Raw genomic sequence first — 14,543 nt, forward strand, 5'->3', positions numbered from 1 at the left:
ATGCGCATTGAAATAATGATCGATAAAGAGCAGAAGATAAGCCAGGCCACACTGGAAGCCCTTGAATCCGAGCTTTACCGTAATTTGCGCCCTCTGTATCCCAAAACAGCAATTCGTATCCGTAAGGGCAGTGCCAATGGTGTTGAACTGAGCGGGTTAAAACTGGATGAAGACAAAAAGCGAGTGATGGAAATTATGCAGCAGGTCTGGGAGGACGACAGCTGGTTACATTAGATAACGTTGTGAGAGGCAGAACGTAGTTCTGGCGCTCGCAAGGTTGAACAACGAGCTATGCGAGGCGTTAGCTATGGGGTCTAAAGACAACAAGTATCAAATTGTATATCGCGGTCAAACGCTGGAAACAATCATTCCAGGTCAGTGGGTTTTCTTTCAACGCCCAAAAGAGTGCGGCGGCGGATACTGGATGGGAAGAACTTATGATGACTTTTTCTGGCTTGAGCTGGAGTATCCGGTGTCTTTATCTGATGGACTTGGTTACTTGATAGTTATTACGAAAGTCGAAGCCACAAGTCATGAATTTGATGCAAATTATTCTCTGTTTGACTGATTTCGTCGTAGTGCATGACTATGCCGCATGAAAACGCATGATCGTTTAAGGATCGTTTATGCTGAGGCCCGCCAGAACTGGCGGGCTTTTGCCCGTCTCATGCAGGTGCATGAAAACCACTACATAAAGCGGGCAGGCGTGGCGGGGATACGAGCGCGCGGAACGGGTAGTTATACCAAAAATTTGGTCTTATGATATCTTTATCAGATTACTCTGGAAGTTCTATATCGTCATAAAGGATTTTTTGAATGAACGAAAAACTAATCGAATTAAAAGAAAAGCTAGATAACTTGCATACAACACTTAATGGCCTTGTCTTCCCGATAGAAAATTTTATAGAACTTGGGCCATACACTTTTCCTTTTATGCATAAAGAGGACCTTATAGAGCTGCCTAAAATGTTATCTGATAAAATTAATCAGATGCAGGAGTTTGTGCCGTCTTCAGATGATATAGAAGTTATTGATGCACTCATTTACACTCTTGATCATGCTCAACCGAATATTGATCATATAAATCATGGCAATCCACCAGTTCTGCAGACAGCAATTCCATCTTATGTTATTTCAATGTTGTATATCTCTCAGAGACTTAATGAGCTTTTTTCATTTGAACGACTTAAAGATAGAAATTTATTGCCGAAACAAATATTGCGCAGATTAGAATTATATAATTCCGGAATATCTGCAATAGAAATGAAAACTGGCAATATAGAAGAGAAGATTAAGACTATAAATGAGGCATACGATGCTGCGGAGAATTTGCCGACAACAGTAAAAATGCTTCGTGAAACAAATGATGAAGTCAAAGAGGTTCACAATAGCGCTGTCGAATATTGTAAGAATATTAATGGAATGCTTAAAGAAACTGAGGAAAGTTTCAAAGTTGTAGAAGAGGCAAGACAGGAAGTTTTGGCATTAAAAGAAAACGCAGCTGGTGATGCTAAAGATTATTTGTACTCTTTGCGTGAAGAGGCCCAGGGTTATATAAATAAATGCGAAGAGGCATTTAGGACTACAACTTCAAAAGGCTTAGCAGGGGCATTTCAAGATAAAGCAGAAAAATTAAACCGGAGTATACGATGGTGGGTAGGTGGGCTGGTAGGAGCATTGGTTGCCGGTGCCGCTGTGGGCTATACGCGTTTACATGCTCTTGAAGCATACCTGTCAAATCCTGATTCATCAGGTATAAAGTTAACTATTCAACTCTTACTCTCAATTTTGAGTGTTGGGGCACCATTATGGTTTGCGTGGTTAGCAACGAAACAAATTGGTCAGCGGTTTAGATTGGCTGAGGATTATGAATTCAAAGCATCTGTATCCAAGGCTTATGAAGGGTATAGAAGAGAAGCGGTTCAGCTTGATAGCGATTTTACCCAAAGGTTATTTGGTAATGCACTGACTCGACTGGAAGAACCGCCATTAAGATTTGTTGAAGAAGCCACTCATTCGTCACCAATAATGGAAATGCTATCATCCGAGAATTTTAAGATATTCTTAGCAAATGGTGGTGATAAAGTTGACTCGATTTTAGAAGGCGTTGGTCTTTCTAGAAAAAATAAAGTAGAACATGTGCACAAAGTAAATAAGGATGTTCCTCAGCCTGTAAATGAAACCTCTACTAAACCAGGAAATGAATAGGGAAAGGGGGCTTAGCCCCCTTTTACATCAGAGAACATACTCATTAAATTTAATTATTTCATCGTCTAACCAGGTGTTCAGTTCAAGTATTTTTTTTTGTAAAGGTATTAACTCATTTCTAACAAAGACTTTGCTTGCTTTTTCTACATCACCAAATCCGCCAACATTACTTGGCATTATGCCCATCATCTGCGGCGGTACGCGGTGTGCTGCCATCATGTCATCACGGCTCACATTCTTGATGTTCAGAAACTCATCCTTTGCAGCAACCTCCGATAACGGGATGATCTGGATGCCGTCCTTTTTACCGTTGGGTGAATACATAAACAGGTTGCGGAAGTTACCCGGTCCTTTGGCGCTTTTCATTGCCTGGCGGATATTGTTCACATCCTCCTGGTTCTGTGCAGCGTCGGTCATGTACATGATGAAACCCGCGTGGCTGCCGTTGATGTAATACTTCCGGCGGAACAGCGTTGCGGACTCGTTGAGCAAGGTTGACGGAATGGCGGAGAGATAGCCGGGCAGCCCGTAGATCTCCTGGTTAATATCCGGCTCCATAAGGTGAAAGATGTTGCCCTGTGTAAATTCATAGGGCTGCGTGGTCAGGCCGTACTGCACAAACCAGTAGGTGTCGAGGTCCACGCCACGGCGTGTGTACTTCGCCAGTGCTGGCTCCAGTGAGAGAACGCCGCCGAGCCGGTTGGTGCGCTTTTCCAGATAGGCGTTACCGAATACCAGATAATCCTGAACGAAACGGGCAAAAGCCTGCTGGCTGAGCAGGCGGTGCGGGATGTACGTACTGCTGAGAATGTCACGTTTAACCGCTATCGGTGAGCTGTGATGCACAGCGGCGCGGTAGGTTCGCGCCAGCCCGTCAAAGCTTACTGGCGGCTCATACCATCTGTCCATCTGTACGCATTCCACATAGTCCAGCAGCTCGCGGCGGTCCAGCACCGGGATCGGGTCACCAAAGCTGAAAGCCTCGGCAGTTACGCCTGCGTTTTCAGGCGCCGTAGCTTCTGTTGGCGTTGAGCTGGTTAAGGCTTCGGGTTCACTCATCAAAAAATCTCCACAATATTGCTGGTATTGGCGGATTCGCCCTGCAGCGGTTCGTTAAACAGTGCGTGCATCGTTGCCCAGGCCAAATCTGCGTGGCTGGCTTCTTCGCTGCGGCTGGCTTCGTAGGTAGGGCGGTTGCCGCTGGCGGTGGTGGCCCGGCGGATAGCCATAAAGGACTGCGCGATGTCAGTGTGTCCGGCATCAAACTCCAGACGGCGGTGGCTGATGATGTCGTAGGCCTTGAGCACCAGGGCGTTTTTGACGTTGGGGTTGTAGACAAACTCCCGCACGGCAGGAAAGAACGCTTTCACGTTCTCGTAGACACCGTGACCGACGCCGGTCGAGTCGATGCCGATATAGGTCACGTTGTACTGCTGCGTCAGTTTTTTAATGGCGTCAGCCTGGGCGCGGAAGTCCATCCCGCGCCACTGGTGTCGCTCCAGAATGCGGAACTTGCCGCCCGGCACGGTTGGCGGTGCCACCACCACGCACCCGGCGCTGTCACCGTTCTGCGTGCCTTTCGCCGGGTCGTATCCGATCCAGACTTCGCGCCAGCCAAACGGGCGCAGCGCCAGAGCCTGAAAATCGGTCCAGACTTCCCAGCTGTCCACCATGCACGCCTGCAGTTCGCTGAGCGGGAATACTGACGCCAGATCGTCAATAAATTCGCACATCAGCAGGTTCTGGTATTCGTCCGGGCTGTACTCCATGCGCAGCTGGTCGAGGTCGAACAGGTTACAGCCGCCGCGCACCGCATCCTCCACGGTGACGATCTGGCGGTACTGTCCGTCAGGGCAGAGCAGGCCGCGCGCAAGGTTGCTGTGGGTCAGGTCAATATCCACTTTGTCCGCTTTGGCACGGCCCCGGTTAAACAGCGCGCCGGACCAGAACGGATAGGCACTGTGGGTCAGGCTGGACGGCGTGGAGAAGTAGGTTTGTCGCCATTTCTTGTGAATGGCCATACCGGAGGCAACCTTGCGCAGATCCTGGAATTTCGGTATCCAGAAATATTCATCAAGGTACAGATTGCCGTGGTAGCTCTGCGCCGTGCGGGCGTTTGTGCCGAGGAAGTACAGGCACGCGCCGTTGCTGAGCGTCATCGGGTCGCCTTTCAGTTCAACATCCACCTCTTTTGCAAAGTCGATGATGTACTGCTTAAAGACGTGCGCCTGCGCCTTACTGGCTGAGAGGAAGATCTGGTTGCGCCCGGTGGTGATGGCATCAATCAGCGCTTCGCGGGCAAAAAAGTATGTTGCCCCAATCTGACGTGATTTAAGCAGGTTGCGAATGCGGTGTTTTACGCCTGCCTGCCACCAGTGGCGCTGATATTCAAACATGCCGTTGCGGAAGATTTCTTCCAGCTTTTCGGTCTGTTCATCGGTGAAAACATTCTTTTCGGGCTGGCGGCGCGGCCCTTTGTTACGGTTGGCAACTTTCGGGTTTAAGTCTGCTTCGTTGCCGCCATCGTTAAATTTACCGATCCGGGCGTGGCGCTCTGACTGGCGCGCCAGCAGGTCAATTTCCTTGAAGTCTTTCCCTTCTTTCTGCTCCTTCATAATGAGCTGGCAGTAACGTGCGGCGGTGGTGAGCTGCATCTGATCCAGCGGCCCATAGTCGCCCCACTTGTCGCGCTTCTTCCAGCTGTGAACGGTTGCAACTTTCTCGCCCAGCATTTCAGCAATGCGGGCTACGCGGTATCCCTGAAAGTACAGCAGCATGGCCTGCCGACGGGGATCGAGGTCTGCGGGGGTCAGTGTCGTGTTCATGGCCCAAACATACGGCCTTGGATGGAGGCTTTCCCCGGCTGCGGTTTGTGTGGTTTACCGTACAAATACAGCGCGTTGTCTCACTCCCCCCATCACCGCAAACATAAGGCTCCAGTAAGTTATTTCTAACGGAGCACGGCTCATGACAGTGAAAGCAAAGCGTTTCCGTATCGGGGTGGAAGGTGCCACCACTGACGGGCGCGAGATCCAGCGTGAATGGCTGGTACAGATGGCTGCCAGCTACAACCCGACGGTCTATACCGCGCTGATTAACCTTGAGCACATCAAGTCTTATCTGCCGGACAGCACCTTTAACCGCTACGGCAGGGTGACGGGGCTGGTTGCAGAAGAAATCCAGGACGGCCCACTGGCGGGCAAGATGGCGCTTTATGCCGATATCGAACCCACGGACGCCCTGGTGGAACTGGTGAAGAAAGGCCAGAAGCTTTTCACCTCCATGGAGGTCAGCACGAAGTTTGCCGACACCGGCAAAGCCTATCTTGTGGGGCTGGGTGCGACGGACGATCCTGCGAGCCTGGGCACCGAAATGCTGGCTTTCAGCGCCAGTGCAGCACATAACCCGCTGGCAAACCGTAAGCTGAACCCTGAAAACCTGTTTTCGGAAGCGGTTGAAACGCTGATTGAACTGGAAGAAGCCCAGGACGAAAAGCCGTCCCTCTTTGCCCGCGTCACCGCGCTGTTCACCAAAAAAGAGCAGACCGACGATGCGCGATTCTCTGATGTGCATAAAGCCGTGGAGCTGGTCGCTACTGAGCAGCAGATCCTGAGCGAGCGCACTGACAAATCCCTGTCCGATCAGGACCAGCGCCTTTCTGAGCTGGAGTCCTCCCTGCAGGAGCAGCAGACCGCCTTTGCCGAGTTACAGCAGCAGCTGAGCCGTGAAGACAGCCGCAAAGATTACCGCCAGCGCGCGCCGGGCGGTGACGCACCGGCAGGCACCCTGACCAATTGCTGATGGAGCATAAAACCCGATGAAAAAGAAAACCCGCTTTGCCTTTAACGCTTACCTGCAGCAACTGGCGCGCCTGAACGGTGTGGAAGTTGAAGAACTGTCCAGCAAGTTTACCGTGGAGCCGTCCGTGCAGCAGACGCTGGAAGACCAGATCCAGCAGTCCGCCGCTTTCCTGACGGTTATTAACATCACGCCGGTCACTGAGCAGTCCGGTCAGTTGCTGGGGCTGGGCGTTGGCAGCACCATTGCCGGAACCACCGATACCACCACCAAAGAGCGCGAGCCTACCGATCCGACGCTGATGGAAGACGTGGAATACAAATGCGAGCAGACCAACTTTGATACGGTGCTGACCTACGCAAAACTGGACATGTGGGCGAAATTCCAGGACTTCCAGGTGCGTATTCGCAACGCCATCGTCAAGCGTCAGGCGCTGGACCGCATCATGATCGGCTTTAACGGCGTGAAGCGCGCCAAAACCTCCAACCGTGCTGAAAATCCGCTGCTGCAGGACGTCAATAAAGGCTGGCTGCAGAAAATCCGCGAAGACGCGCCGGATCACGTCATGGGCAGCAAAACCGCAGAAGACGGCACCACTACTGCAGAACCAGTAAAAGTAGGTCCGGGTGGTAAGTATGTAAATCTTGACGCGGTGGTGATGGATACCGTCAACGAGCTGATCGATGTGGAGTATCAGGATGATGACGAGCTGGTTGTTGTCTGCGGACGTGAACTGCTGTCTGACAAGTATTTCCCGCTGGTCAACAAAGAGCAGGACAACAGCGAGAAAATCGCCGCCGATCTGATCATCAGCCAGAAACGCATGGGCGGCCTGCAGGCTGTGCGCGCGCCTTTCTTCCCGGCAAATGCCCTGCTGATCACCCGTCTGGATAACCTGTCCATCTACTGGCAGGAAGATACCCGCCGCCGTTCAGTTATCGACAACCCGAAACGCGACCGGATTGAAAACTTTGAATCCGTCAACGAGGCGTATGTGGTCGAGGACTACCGCTGCGCGGCGCTGGTAGAAAACATCGAAATCGGTGATTTCAGCGCGCCTGCCGCACAGGAAAGTGGGGAATAACGCATGAGCCTGAGTCCCGCACGGCAGCACCGCCTGCGCATTCAGGCTGAACAGGCCGCCCGTGAGGGCGGCAGTGTTCGCCATGCGTCGGGCTATGACCTGATGCTGCTGCAGCTGGCAGAAGACCGCCGCCGCCTCAAGGGCGTCCAGTCCACGGTGAAAAAGGCGGAAATCAAGGTGGAACTGCTGCCGAAATATTCCGCCTGGGCGGAGGGCGTGCTGGCTGCCGGAGGTGCGCAGCAGGATGACGTGCTGATGTACGTGATGCTGTGGCGTATTGACGCCGGTGATTATGCCGGTGCGCTCGAAATCGGGCGCCATGCGCTGCGCCATGGCTGGGTGATGCCTCTGGGCAACCGTAACGTGCAGACCGTGCTGGCAGAAGAAATGGCAGACGCGGCGCAAAGCGCTCTGCTTGCCGTTGCCGGTTTTGATGCCGATCTGCTTCTGCAGACGCTGGACCTGACCACCGATCTGGATATGCCGGACCAGTCGCGGGCGCGCCTGCATAAAGCCATCGGCGCTGTACTGAGCGAAAGCAACCCGGCGTCTGCCCTGAATCACCTTAACCATGCGCTGCAGCTTGATCCCCGCTGCGGTGTGAAAAAAGAAAAGCAGCAGCTGGAGCGCAGACTGCGCAATGACAGCCGCTAACGAACGTGCCCCGCGCACGGGCGGCACGGGATGGCGAAAGGCACTGCCACATCAAAATTCCGTCCACCGCCCACTTATTCAGGAGAAAGCTGCATGAAGTTTGTTGCGCCAGAACAGGCACCGGAACAGGCGGAGGTCATCAAAAATACGCCGTTCTGGCCTGATGTGGATCTGTCGGAATTTCGCAGTGTGATGCGCACTGACGGCACGGTGACGCCGCCACGTTTAAAGCAGGTCGTGCTGACGGCAATTTCTGAGGTTAACGCTGAGCTGTTCGACTTCCGCAACCGTCAGCAGATGCTGGGCTGGCGGACACTTGCTGAGGTTCCCGCAGAAATGCTGGACGGCAAAAGCGAGCGTATCCGGCACTACCACAACGCTGTTTTCTGCTGGGCGCGCGCCGTGCTCAATGAGCGTTATCAGGACTATGACGCCACGGCGTCAGGTGTGAAGCGAGGGGAGGAGCTGGCGGAGGCCAGCGGCGATCTGTGGCGTGATGCCCGCTGGGCCATCAGCCGGGTGCAGGATGCACCGCACTGTACGGTGGAGCTTATCTGATGAAAGTGCGTGCGCATCAGTATGACACGGTGGACGCGCTTTGCTGGCGTCATTACGGGCGTACGCAGGGTGTTACTGAGCAGGTTCTGCAGGCAAATCCGGGGCTGGCTGAGTACGGCCCATTTTTACCGCACGGGCTGCAGGTGGAGCTGCCGGACATTACGGCGTCAACCACGGCGCAGACCGTCCAGTTATGGGACTGAATTATGACGCTTGAACGAATCAGCGCCTTTATCACTTACTGCATCGCCGTGCTGCTGGCATGGCTGGGCGATCTGTCGCTCAAGGATGCGTCAACGGTTGGCGGCGTACTGATTGGTGTGCTGATGCTGGCTATCAACTGGTACTACAAACACCAGTCTTTCAAATTGTTACGTGGCGGCAAAATTTCGCGGGGGGAATATGAATCCTTCAATCGTTAAGCGCTGCCTTGTCGGGGCGGTGCTGGCTATCGCCGCCACGCTGCCCGGTTTCCAGTCGCTTCATACCTCCGTCGAGGGGCTGAAACTGATTGCCGATTACGAGGGATGCCGCCTGCAGCCTTATCAGTGCAGTGCGGGCGTGTGGACTGACGGGATCGGCAATACGTCCGGTGTGGTGCCGGGCAAAACTATCACGGAACGGCAGGCGGCGCAGGGACTTATCACCAATGTGCTGCGCGTGGAGCGGGCGCTGGAAAAATGTGTGGTGCAGCCGGTGCCGCAAAAGGTCTATGACGCGGTGGTGTCGTTTGCTTTCAACGTGGGCACCGGCAACGCCTGCAGCTCCACGCTGGTTAAGTTGCTGAACCAGCGGCGCTGGGCGGATGCCTGCCATCAACTGCCGCGCTGGGTATATGTCAAAGGTGTGTTTAATCAGGGGCTGGACAACCGCCGCGCGCGGGAAATGGCCTGGTGCTTAAAAGGAGCATAACGGAATGAAAAAGAAAGTCATGAGCGTTTTTTTCCAGCTGGCATGGGCTGCGCTGTTGGTTATCAGCCTGCTGTATCCGCGCAGCGTTGCGCCGGTTCTGGTTGGTGCGTCTGTCTGGGTATCATGCTTCCTCGCCTGGCTGCTTGCTGCGCTGTGCGCTGTGGGGTGGTTCGCCGGAGATCGGGCGCGCGATGAGGTCAGGGCGGCATTGCTGAAATTCAGGGCGCACCCCGTAAAACCCGTGCGTACATGGGTAATCAGGCTGCTTATTGTTCTGTGCCTGGCGTTTTCTGGATGGGTGATCACCCTGGTGTTTTACCTGCTGACGCTGGTTCTGTATCAGATTGCCCGCGCGCCGCTTCATGAGCCGATGGCGGCCTGATGCGTGCGCTGGCGGTAGTGCTGGCGCTGGCACTTGCGGCGCTGGGCTGGCAGTCGTGGCGGCTTAACAATGCCAGCCACACTATCGAGACGCAGGGCGCGGCGCTGAAAAGCAAAACGCAGGAGCTGACGAAGAAAAACAGCCAACTGATCGGCCTGTCCATTCTGACCGAAACCAACAGCCGGGAGCAGGCGCGGCTTTATGCGGCAGCGGAACAGACCACCGCACTTCTGCGCAGCCGCCAGCACCGGATCGAGGAACTGAAACGTGAAAACGAGGATTTGCGCCGCTGGGCTGATACTCCTTTGCCTGCTGACATTATCCGGCTGCGGGAGCGTCCGGCCCTCGCCGGAGGTGCAGCTTACCGTGAGTGGCTGTCCCAGAGTGACGCAGTGCCGTCTGGAAAGGTCAGCGCCGCGCAGTAACGGCGATCTGAACGCGGTGCTGGATGAAACCGAGGCCGCCTGGGCGGTCTGTGCTGACAAAGTGGACACGATTATTGCGTGTCAGGAGCGAGACAGTGAACAAACCGCAGTCCTTACGCAGCGCCCTGAATAAAGCGGTTGCTTATGTCCGCGACAACCCGGACAAGCTGCACCTTTTCGTTGATAACGGCTCACTGGTGGCAACCGGTGCCAGCTCTATGTCATGGGAATACCGCTACACCCTGAACGTGGTGATCGAGGATTTCAGCGGCGACCAGAATCTGCTGATGGCTCCTGTGCTGCTGTGGCTAAGTGCCAGCCAGCCGGACGCCATCAACAACCCGGAGCTGCGCGAAAAACTGTTCACCTTTGAAGTGGATATTCTGCGCAACGATGTGTGCGATATCAGCCTGAACCTGCAACTGACGGAGCGCGTGCTGGTCAGCACTAACGGCAGCGTGTCAAGCGTTGAAGCGGTGCCGGAGCCGGACGAACCCGAAGAAATGTGGACGGTGAAACGTGGATGAACTGCAGAGGGTGGACGACTGGCTGACGGCGCTACTGGCGAATCTGGAGCCTGCCGCGCGCAGCCGTATGATGCGGCAACTGGCGCAACAGTTGCGCCGGACGCAGCAGCAGAACATCAGGCTGCAGCGTAATCCTGACGGCAGCGGCTATGAGCCGCGCCGGGTGACAGCCCGCAGCAAGAAGGGACGCATCAAACGCCAGATGTTTGCAAAGCTTCGCACCACAAAATACCTGAAAACCACCGCCAGTGCGGACTCCGCCAGCGTGCAGTTTGATGGCAAGGTGCAGCGCATTGCCCGTGTTCACCATTATGGCCTGCGGGATCGCGTCAGCCGAAAAGGCCCGGAGGTTCGCTACGCAGAGCGCCGCCTGCTGGGCGTGAATGAAGAAGTGGAAACCGTCACCCGTGACACCATGCTGCGCTGGCTGGCGGGGTGATCTTTGTGCCACCGCTGGTACAAGCGCCCGCGCTGCCTCCCTTTTCCCTCTGATGGCAACCTTTCGTTATGAATGCACAACTGACCGAAATTATGCGCCTTATCACCAACCTGATCCGCACCGGCACCGTGACCGAAGTGGACCGGGAAAACTGGCTGTGCCGGGTGAGAGTGGGCGAGCTTGAAACCAACTGGATTAACTGGCTGACGCTGCGTGCCGGTGGTGCCCGTACATGGTGGTGTCCGTCGCCGGATGAGCAGGTGGTGGTGCTGAGCATGGGGGGCAATCTGGAAACAGCTTTTGTGCTGCCCGCCATCTACTCCAATCAGTTTCCGCCGCCGTCGGATTCGGTGGACGGTTGCGTGACGGAGTACCCGGACGGGGGATGGTTTGAGTATGAACCCGCCACCGGACGATGGCATGTCAGGGGCATCAAATCCATGGTGATCGAGGCATCAGACAGCGTCACCTACAAAACCGGTGAGTTTGTGGTGGAGGCTGACACCACGCGCATTAACAGCGAGGTGGTGATCAATGGTGGCGTCACCCAGGGCGGTGGCGCGATGAGTTCCAACGGGATCGTTGTTGATGACCATGAGCATACTGGTGTTCTGAAAGGCGGCGCTAACACCGGAGGTCCGGTATGACATTGTATATCGGTATGAGCAGGAATGACGGGCAGGCCATTGCAGATACAGACCATCTGCGCCAGTCGGTGCGGGATATTCTGCTGACGCCGCAGGGCAGCCGTCTTGCCCGCCGGGAATATGGCTCCCTGCTGTCTGCCCTGATTGACCAGCCGCAGAACCCGGCGCTGCGCCTGCAGATTATGGCTGCGGTCTATGTGGCCCTGAGTCGCTGGGAGCCACGTCTTACGCTGGACTCCATCACCATCAACGGCAATTTTGACGGCTCTATGGCGGTTGAGCTTACCGGACACAGCAATAACGGCGCGCCAGTTTCCCTTTCCGTATCAACAGGAGCAGACAATGGCAGTCATTGATCTTTCCCAACTACCGCCGCCGCAGATTGTGGACGTGCCGGACTTTGAGGCATTGCTGGCAGAACGCAAGGCCGCCTTTGTAGCCCTTCATCCGGCTGATGAACAGGAGGCTGTTATGCGCACGTTAGCGCTGGAGTCAGAACCTGTCACTAAACTGCTGCAGGAAAATACTTACCGCGAAATCCTGCTGCGCCAGCGTATTAATGAGGCTGCGCAGGCGGTCATGGTGGCCTATTCCATGGGAAATGACCTTGAACAACTGGCAGGTAACTGCAACGTGAAGCGCCTGACAGTAGTCCCTGCCGATAATGACGCGGTGCCGCCGGTCGCCGCAGTGATGGAAAGTGATGAAGCATTACGCCAGCGCATTCCTGCAGCATTTGAGGGGCTGTCCGTTGCAGGGCCGACGGGAGCCTATGAGTTCCACGCCAGAAGTGCCGACGGGCGCGTGGCTGATGCCAGCGCAACCAGTCCTGCACCGGCTGAGGTGGTGCTTACCGTACTGAGCCGCGAGGGTGATGGTACGGCAGGGGCTGACCTGCTGGCAGTGGTTGAACAGGCGCTTAACAGTGAAAAGGTTCGCCCGGTGGCAGACCGCCTGACGGTGCGCAGCGCTGAAATTATTCCGTACAGCGTGGACGCGACGATCTTCCTTTATCCTGGGCCGGAGGCTGAGCCGGTGATGGCAGAAGCAAAAGCCAGTCTGCAGAAATACATCGCCAGTCAGACGCGGCTGGGACGTGATATCCGCCGCAGCGCCATTTATGCCGCGTTGCACGTGGAGGGCGTCCAGCGTGTGGAGCTGACGTCCCCGCAGGGTGATGTGGTGCTGGATAAGACGCAGGCGGCATCCTGTACTGAATGGAGCGTCACCAACGGGGGCACGGATGAATAGCCTGTTGCCGCCGGGTTCGTCGCCGCTTGAGCGCCGACTGGCGCAGACCTGCAGCGGGATTTCCGATCTGCAGGTATCGCTGCGAGATTTGTGGAATCCGGCAACCTGTCCGATCAGATTCCTGCCCTATCTGGCCTGGGCGTTTTCTGTTGACCGCTGGGATGAAAGCTGGACAGAAAGCGTCAAGCGCCGCGTTGTGCAGGACGCGTTTTATATCCATCAGCACAAGGGGACAACCAGCGCCGTGCGGCGCGTGGTGGAGCCGTTCGGCTTTCTGATCCGCATCATTGAGTGGTGGCAGACTGGCGAAACACCGGGGACGTTCCGTCTGGATATTGGCGTGCAGGACCAGGGCATAACAGAAGAAACCTATCTGGAGCTGGAGCGTCTGATCGGTGATGCCAAACCGTGCAGCCGTCATCTGGTTGGCATGTCCATCAACCTGCAGACAGGCGGCCCGTATTTTGTGGGTGCAGCCACTTATACCGGCGAAGAAATCACGATCTACCCGTATATAAACGAAACCATTATTTCCGGCGGCACCGCTTATGAGGGCGGCGCGGTCCATGTTATTGACACGATGAGAGTGAACCCATGAGCGCAAAATTTTATACCTTGCTGACGGATATCGGCGCGGCGAAACTGGCAAGCGCCGCTGCGCTCGGTGTCCCACTAAAAATTACCCATATGGCGGTGGGCAGTGGTGGCGGTGTGCTGCCCACACCCAACGCGCAACAGACCGCGTTAGTGGCTGAGGAACGCCGCGCAGCGCTGAATATGCTGTATATCGACCCACAGAACAGCAGCCAGATTATTGCTGAGCAGGTGATCCCGGAAAATGAGGGCGGGTGGTGGATCCGTGAAGTCGGCCTGTTTGATGAAACAGGTGCGCTGATTGCTGTGGGAAACTGCCCGGAGAGCTACAAGCCGAAGCTGGCGGAGGGCAGCGGACGCACGCAGACCGTGCGAATGGTACTGATTACCAGCAGCACCGATAACATCACCCTGAAAATTGACCCCGCTGTGGTTCTGGCAACCCGCAAATATGTGGATGACAAGGTGCTGGAACTTAAGGTGTATGTGGATGACCTGATGGCAAAGCATCTTGCTGCTGTTGATCCTCATTCGCAGTATGCACCAAAAGACAGTCCGACTCTGACAGGCATGCCTAAAACGCCAACGCCACCGGCAGGAAACAACAGCACCCTGATTGCCAGTACAGCCTTTGTACAGGCCGCTATTCTTGCCCTGATAGGTGGCGCACCGGCAACGCTGGATACGCTGAAAGAAATTGCGGCAGCTATCAATAATGACCCGAATTTCAGTACCACCATTAACAATGCGTTGGCACTGAAAGCACCACTGGCAAGCCCAGCCCTGACCGGAACGCCAACGGCTCCGACTGCGGCGCAGACTGTGAACAATACGCAGATTGCCACTACAGCATTTGTGAAGGCAGCTATTGCCGGGCTGGTTGGTTCATCGCCGGAGGCGCTGGACACACTGAATGAACTGGCAGCTGCGCTGGGGAATGATCCTAACTTTGCGACAACAGTGATGAACGCGCTGGCGGGGAAACAGCCCCTCGATGCCACTTTGACTAACCTCAGCGGGAAAAGTGTTTCAGCCCTTCTACAATACCTTGGTTTGGGAGAAGG

The 14,543-nt window shown here is 55.1% G+C and carries 22 protein-coding genes; 20 read left to right on the plus strand and 2 right to left on the minus strand.

Annotation, left to right across the window (positions count from 1 at the left end; all coding sequences use genetic code 11):
• From OGY09_RS15100 to OGY09_RS15110, 3 genes are all read left to right on the plus strand, one after another.
• Positions 1-234, plus strand: a complete 234-nt coding sequence (locus tag OGY09_RS15100) for a DinI family protein (protein WP_019077494.1) — start codon at positions 1-3, stop codon at positions 232-234.
• Positions 235-307: 73 nt separating this feature from the next.
• Positions 308-568 (plus strand): hypothetical protein, encoded by a 261-nt coding sequence (locus OGY09_RS15105; RefSeq protein WP_150344842.1) that lies wholly within the window; start codon positions 308-310, stop codon positions 566-568.
• A gap of 248 nt (positions 569-816) precedes the next feature.
• Entirely contained in the window at positions 817-2,208 is a 1,392-nt protein-coding gene (locus tag OGY09_RS15110; protein WP_087052927.1) for a hypothetical protein, read from the plus strand.
• Positions 2,209-2,235: 27 nt separating this feature from the next.
• Here the strand turns inward: OGY09_RS15110 and OGY09_RS15115 are convergent, their stop codons facing one another.
• Entirely contained in the window at positions 2,236-3,267 is a 1,032-nt protein-coding gene (locus OGY09_RS15115) for a phage portal protein (RefSeq protein ID WP_150344843.1), read from the minus strand.
• The gene (locus OGY09_RS15120; RefSeq protein WP_150344844.1) at positions 3,267-5,033 is read right to left on the minus strand and encodes a terminase ATPase subunit family protein; all 1,767 of its coding nucleotides are present in this window, start codon (positions 5,031-5,033) and stop codon (positions 3,267-3,269) included. The genes OGY09_RS15115 and OGY09_RS15120 overlap by 1 nt, the downstream gene beginning before the upstream one ends.
• A 142-nt stretch (positions 5,034-5,175) precedes the next feature.
• Between OGY09_RS15120 and OGY09_RS15125 the strand changes: the two genes are divergently transcribed.
• From OGY09_RS15125 to OGY09_RS15205, 17 genes are all read left to right on the plus strand, one after another.
• Positions 5,176-6,009 (plus strand): GPO family capsid scaffolding protein, encoded by an 834-nt coding sequence (locus OGY09_RS15125; RefSeq protein ID WP_001528599.1) that lies wholly within the window; start codon positions 5,176-5,178, stop codon positions 6,007-6,009.
• A 16-nt stretch (positions 6,010-6,025) separates the two neighbouring features.
• Positions 6,026-7,090 (plus strand): phage major capsid protein, P2 family, encoded by a 1,065-nt coding sequence (locus OGY09_RS15130; protein WP_079893545.1) that lies wholly within the window; start codon positions 6,026-6,028, stop codon positions 7,088-7,090.
• Between the two features lie 3 nt (positions 7,091-7,093).
• Positions 7,094-7,744: a phage terminase small subunit gene (locus tag OGY09_RS15135; protein WP_079893544.1), complete on the plus strand. Its 651-nt coding sequence runs from the start codon at positions 7,094-7,096 to the stop codon at positions 7,742-7,744.
• A gap of 93 nt (positions 7,745-7,837) precedes the next feature.
• Entirely contained in the window at positions 7,838-8,302 is a 465-nt protein-coding gene (locus OGY09_RS15140; RefSeq protein ID WP_063886531.1) for a head completion/stabilization protein, read from the plus strand.
• Positions 8,302-8,505, plus strand: coding sequence for a tail protein X (locus tag OGY09_RS15145; protein ID WP_000868184.1), 204 nt, complete (start codon positions 8,302-8,304; stop codon positions 8,503-8,505). Before OGY09_RS15140 ends, OGY09_RS15145 begins: the two co-directional genes overlap by 1 nt.
• A 3-nt stretch (positions 8,506-8,508) precedes the next feature.
• Positions 8,509-8,724 carry an HP1 family phage holin gene (locus OGY09_RS15150; protein WP_000171565.1) on the plus strand — a complete coding sequence of 72 codons (216 nt, stop codon included), beginning with the start codon at positions 8,509-8,511 and terminating at the stop codon, positions 8,722-8,724.
• On the plus strand, positions 8,705-9,214 hold the full coding sequence (locus OGY09_RS15155; RefSeq protein WP_019077486.1) for a lysozyme: 510 nt from the start codon (positions 8,705-8,707) through the stop codon (positions 9,212-9,214). Before OGY09_RS15150 ends, OGY09_RS15155 begins: the two co-directional genes overlap by 20 nt.
• 4 nt (positions 9,215-9,218) lie before the next feature.
• A complete protein-coding gene (locus OGY09_RS15160; protein ID WP_001528673.1) occupies positions 9,219-9,596 on the plus strand; it encodes a DNZ54_00345 family protein in 378 nt (125 codons plus the stop codon).
• Complete coding sequence (gene lysB / locus OGY09_RS15165; RefSeq protein ID WP_162926034.1) at positions 9,593-10,021, plus strand: Rz-like lysis system protein LysB; 429 nt, start codon at positions 9,593-9,595, stop codon at positions 10,019-10,021. Before OGY09_RS15160 ends, lysB begins: the two co-directional genes overlap by 4 nt.
• Positions 9,906-10,154, plus strand: a complete 249-nt coding sequence (gene lysC, locus OGY09_RS15170; protein ID WP_223151184.1) for an Rz1-like lysis system protein LysC — start codon at positions 9,906-9,908, stop codon at positions 10,152-10,154. Before lysB ends, lysC begins: the two co-directional genes overlap by 116 nt.
• Entirely contained in the window at positions 10,117-10,548 is a 432-nt protein-coding gene (locus tag OGY09_RS15175) for a phage tail protein (RefSeq protein ID WP_079894835.1), read from the plus strand. Before lysC ends, OGY09_RS15175 begins: the two co-directional genes overlap by 38 nt.
• Positions 10,541-10,987 (plus strand): phage virion morphogenesis protein, encoded by a 447-nt coding sequence (locus OGY09_RS15180; protein WP_046669932.1) that lies wholly within the window; start codon positions 10,541-10,543, stop codon positions 10,985-10,987. The genes OGY09_RS15175 and OGY09_RS15180 overlap by 8 nt, the downstream gene beginning before the upstream one ends.
• A 68-nt stretch (positions 10,988-11,055) precedes the next feature.
• Positions 11,056-11,634 carry a phage baseplate assembly protein V gene (locus OGY09_RS15185; RefSeq protein ID WP_079894836.1) on the plus strand — a complete coding sequence of 193 codons (579 nt, stop codon included), beginning with the start codon at positions 11,056-11,058 and terminating at the stop codon, positions 11,632-11,634.
• Entirely contained in the window at positions 11,631-11,990 is a 360-nt protein-coding gene (locus OGY09_RS15190; RefSeq protein WP_079894837.1) for a GPW/gp25 family protein, read from the plus strand. Before OGY09_RS15185 ends, OGY09_RS15190 begins: the two co-directional genes overlap by 4 nt.
• Positions 11,977-12,885, plus strand: a complete 909-nt coding sequence (locus OGY09_RS15195) for a baseplate assembly protein (protein ID WP_079894838.1) — start codon at positions 11,977-11,979, stop codon at positions 12,883-12,885. The genes OGY09_RS15190 and OGY09_RS15195 overlap by 14 nt, the downstream gene beginning before the upstream one ends.
• Positions 12,878-13,483, plus strand: coding sequence for a phage tail protein I (locus tag OGY09_RS15200; RefSeq protein WP_001397640.1), 606 nt, complete (start codon positions 12,878-12,880; stop codon positions 13,481-13,483). The genes OGY09_RS15195 and OGY09_RS15200 overlap by 8 nt, the downstream gene beginning before the upstream one ends.
• The coding region (locus OGY09_RS15205; protein ID WP_286590616.1) for a phage tail protein at positions 13,480-14,543 on the plus strand (1,064 nt) is incomplete at its 3' end. The genes OGY09_RS15200 and OGY09_RS15205, both read left to right, overlap by 4 nt.

Source organism: Citrobacter sp. Cpo071 (assembly GCF_030332765.1).
Classification (GTDB): Bacteria; Pseudomonadota; Gammaproteobacteria; order Enterobacterales; family Enterobacteriaceae; genus Citrobacter; species Citrobacter portucalensis.

Bases quoted from the DNA above. Each gene is read 5' to 3' on its own strand.
- OGY09_RS15100 (WP_019077494.1), top strand. From the start codon at position 1: ATGCGCATTGAAATAATGATCGATAAAGAGCAGAAGATAAGCCAGGCC.
- OGY09_RS15105 (WP_150344842.1), top strand. From the start codon at position 308: ATGGGGTCTAAAGACAACAAGTATCAAATTGTATATCGCGGTCAAACG.
- OGY09_RS15110 (WP_087052927.1), top strand. From the start codon at position 817: ATGAACGAAAAACTAATCGAATTAAAAGAAAAGCTAGATAACTTGCAT.
- OGY09_RS15115 (WP_150344843.1), bottom strand. From the start codon at position 3,267: ATGAGTGAACCCGAAGCCTTAACCAGCTCAACGCCAACAGAAGCTACG.
- OGY09_RS15120 (WP_150344844.1), bottom strand. From the start codon at position 5,033: ATGAACACGACACTGACCCCCGCAGACCTCGATCCCCGTCGGCAGGCC.
- OGY09_RS15125 (WP_001528599.1), top strand. From the start codon at position 5,176: ATGACAGTGAAAGCAAAGCGTTTCCGTATCGGGGTGGAAGGTGCCACC.
- OGY09_RS15130 (WP_079893545.1), top strand. From the start codon at position 6,026: ATGAAAAAGAAAACCCGCTTTGCCTTTAACGCTTACCTGCAGCAACTG.
- OGY09_RS15135 (WP_079893544.1), top strand. From the start codon at position 7,094: ATGAGCCTGAGTCCCGCACGGCAGCACCGCCTGCGCATTCAGGCTGAA.
- OGY09_RS15140 (WP_063886531.1), top strand. From the start codon at position 7,838: ATGAAGTTTGTTGCGCCAGAACAGGCACCGGAACAGGCGGAGGTCATC.
- OGY09_RS15145 (WP_000868184.1), top strand. From the start codon at position 8,302: ATGAAAGTGCGTGCGCATCAGTATGACACGGTGGACGCGCTTTGCTGG.
- OGY09_RS15150 (WP_000171565.1), top strand. From the start codon at position 8,509: ATGACGCTTGAACGAATCAGCGCCTTTATCACTTACTGCATCGCCGTG.
- OGY09_RS15155 (WP_019077486.1), top strand. From the start codon at position 8,705: ATGAATCCTTCAATCGTTAAGCGCTGCCTTGTCGGGGCGGTGCTGGCT.
- OGY09_RS15160 (WP_001528673.1), top strand. From the start codon at position 9,219: ATGAAAAAGAAAGTCATGAGCGTTTTTTTCCAGCTGGCATGGGCTGCG.
- OGY09_RS15185 (WP_079894836.1), top strand. From the start codon at position 11,056: ATGAATGCACAACTGACCGAAATTATGCGCCTTATCACCAACCTGATC.
- OGY09_RS15190 (WP_079894837.1), top strand. From the start codon at position 11,631: ATGACATTGTATATCGGTATGAGCAGGAATGACGGGCAGGCCATTGCA.
- OGY09_RS15195 (WP_079894838.1), top strand. From the start codon at position 11,977: ATGGCAGTCATTGATCTTTCCCAACTACCGCCGCCGCAGATTGTGGAC.
- OGY09_RS15200 (WP_001397640.1), top strand. From the start codon at position 12,878: ATGAATAGCCTGTTGCCGCCGGGTTCGTCGCCGCTTGAGCGCCGACTG.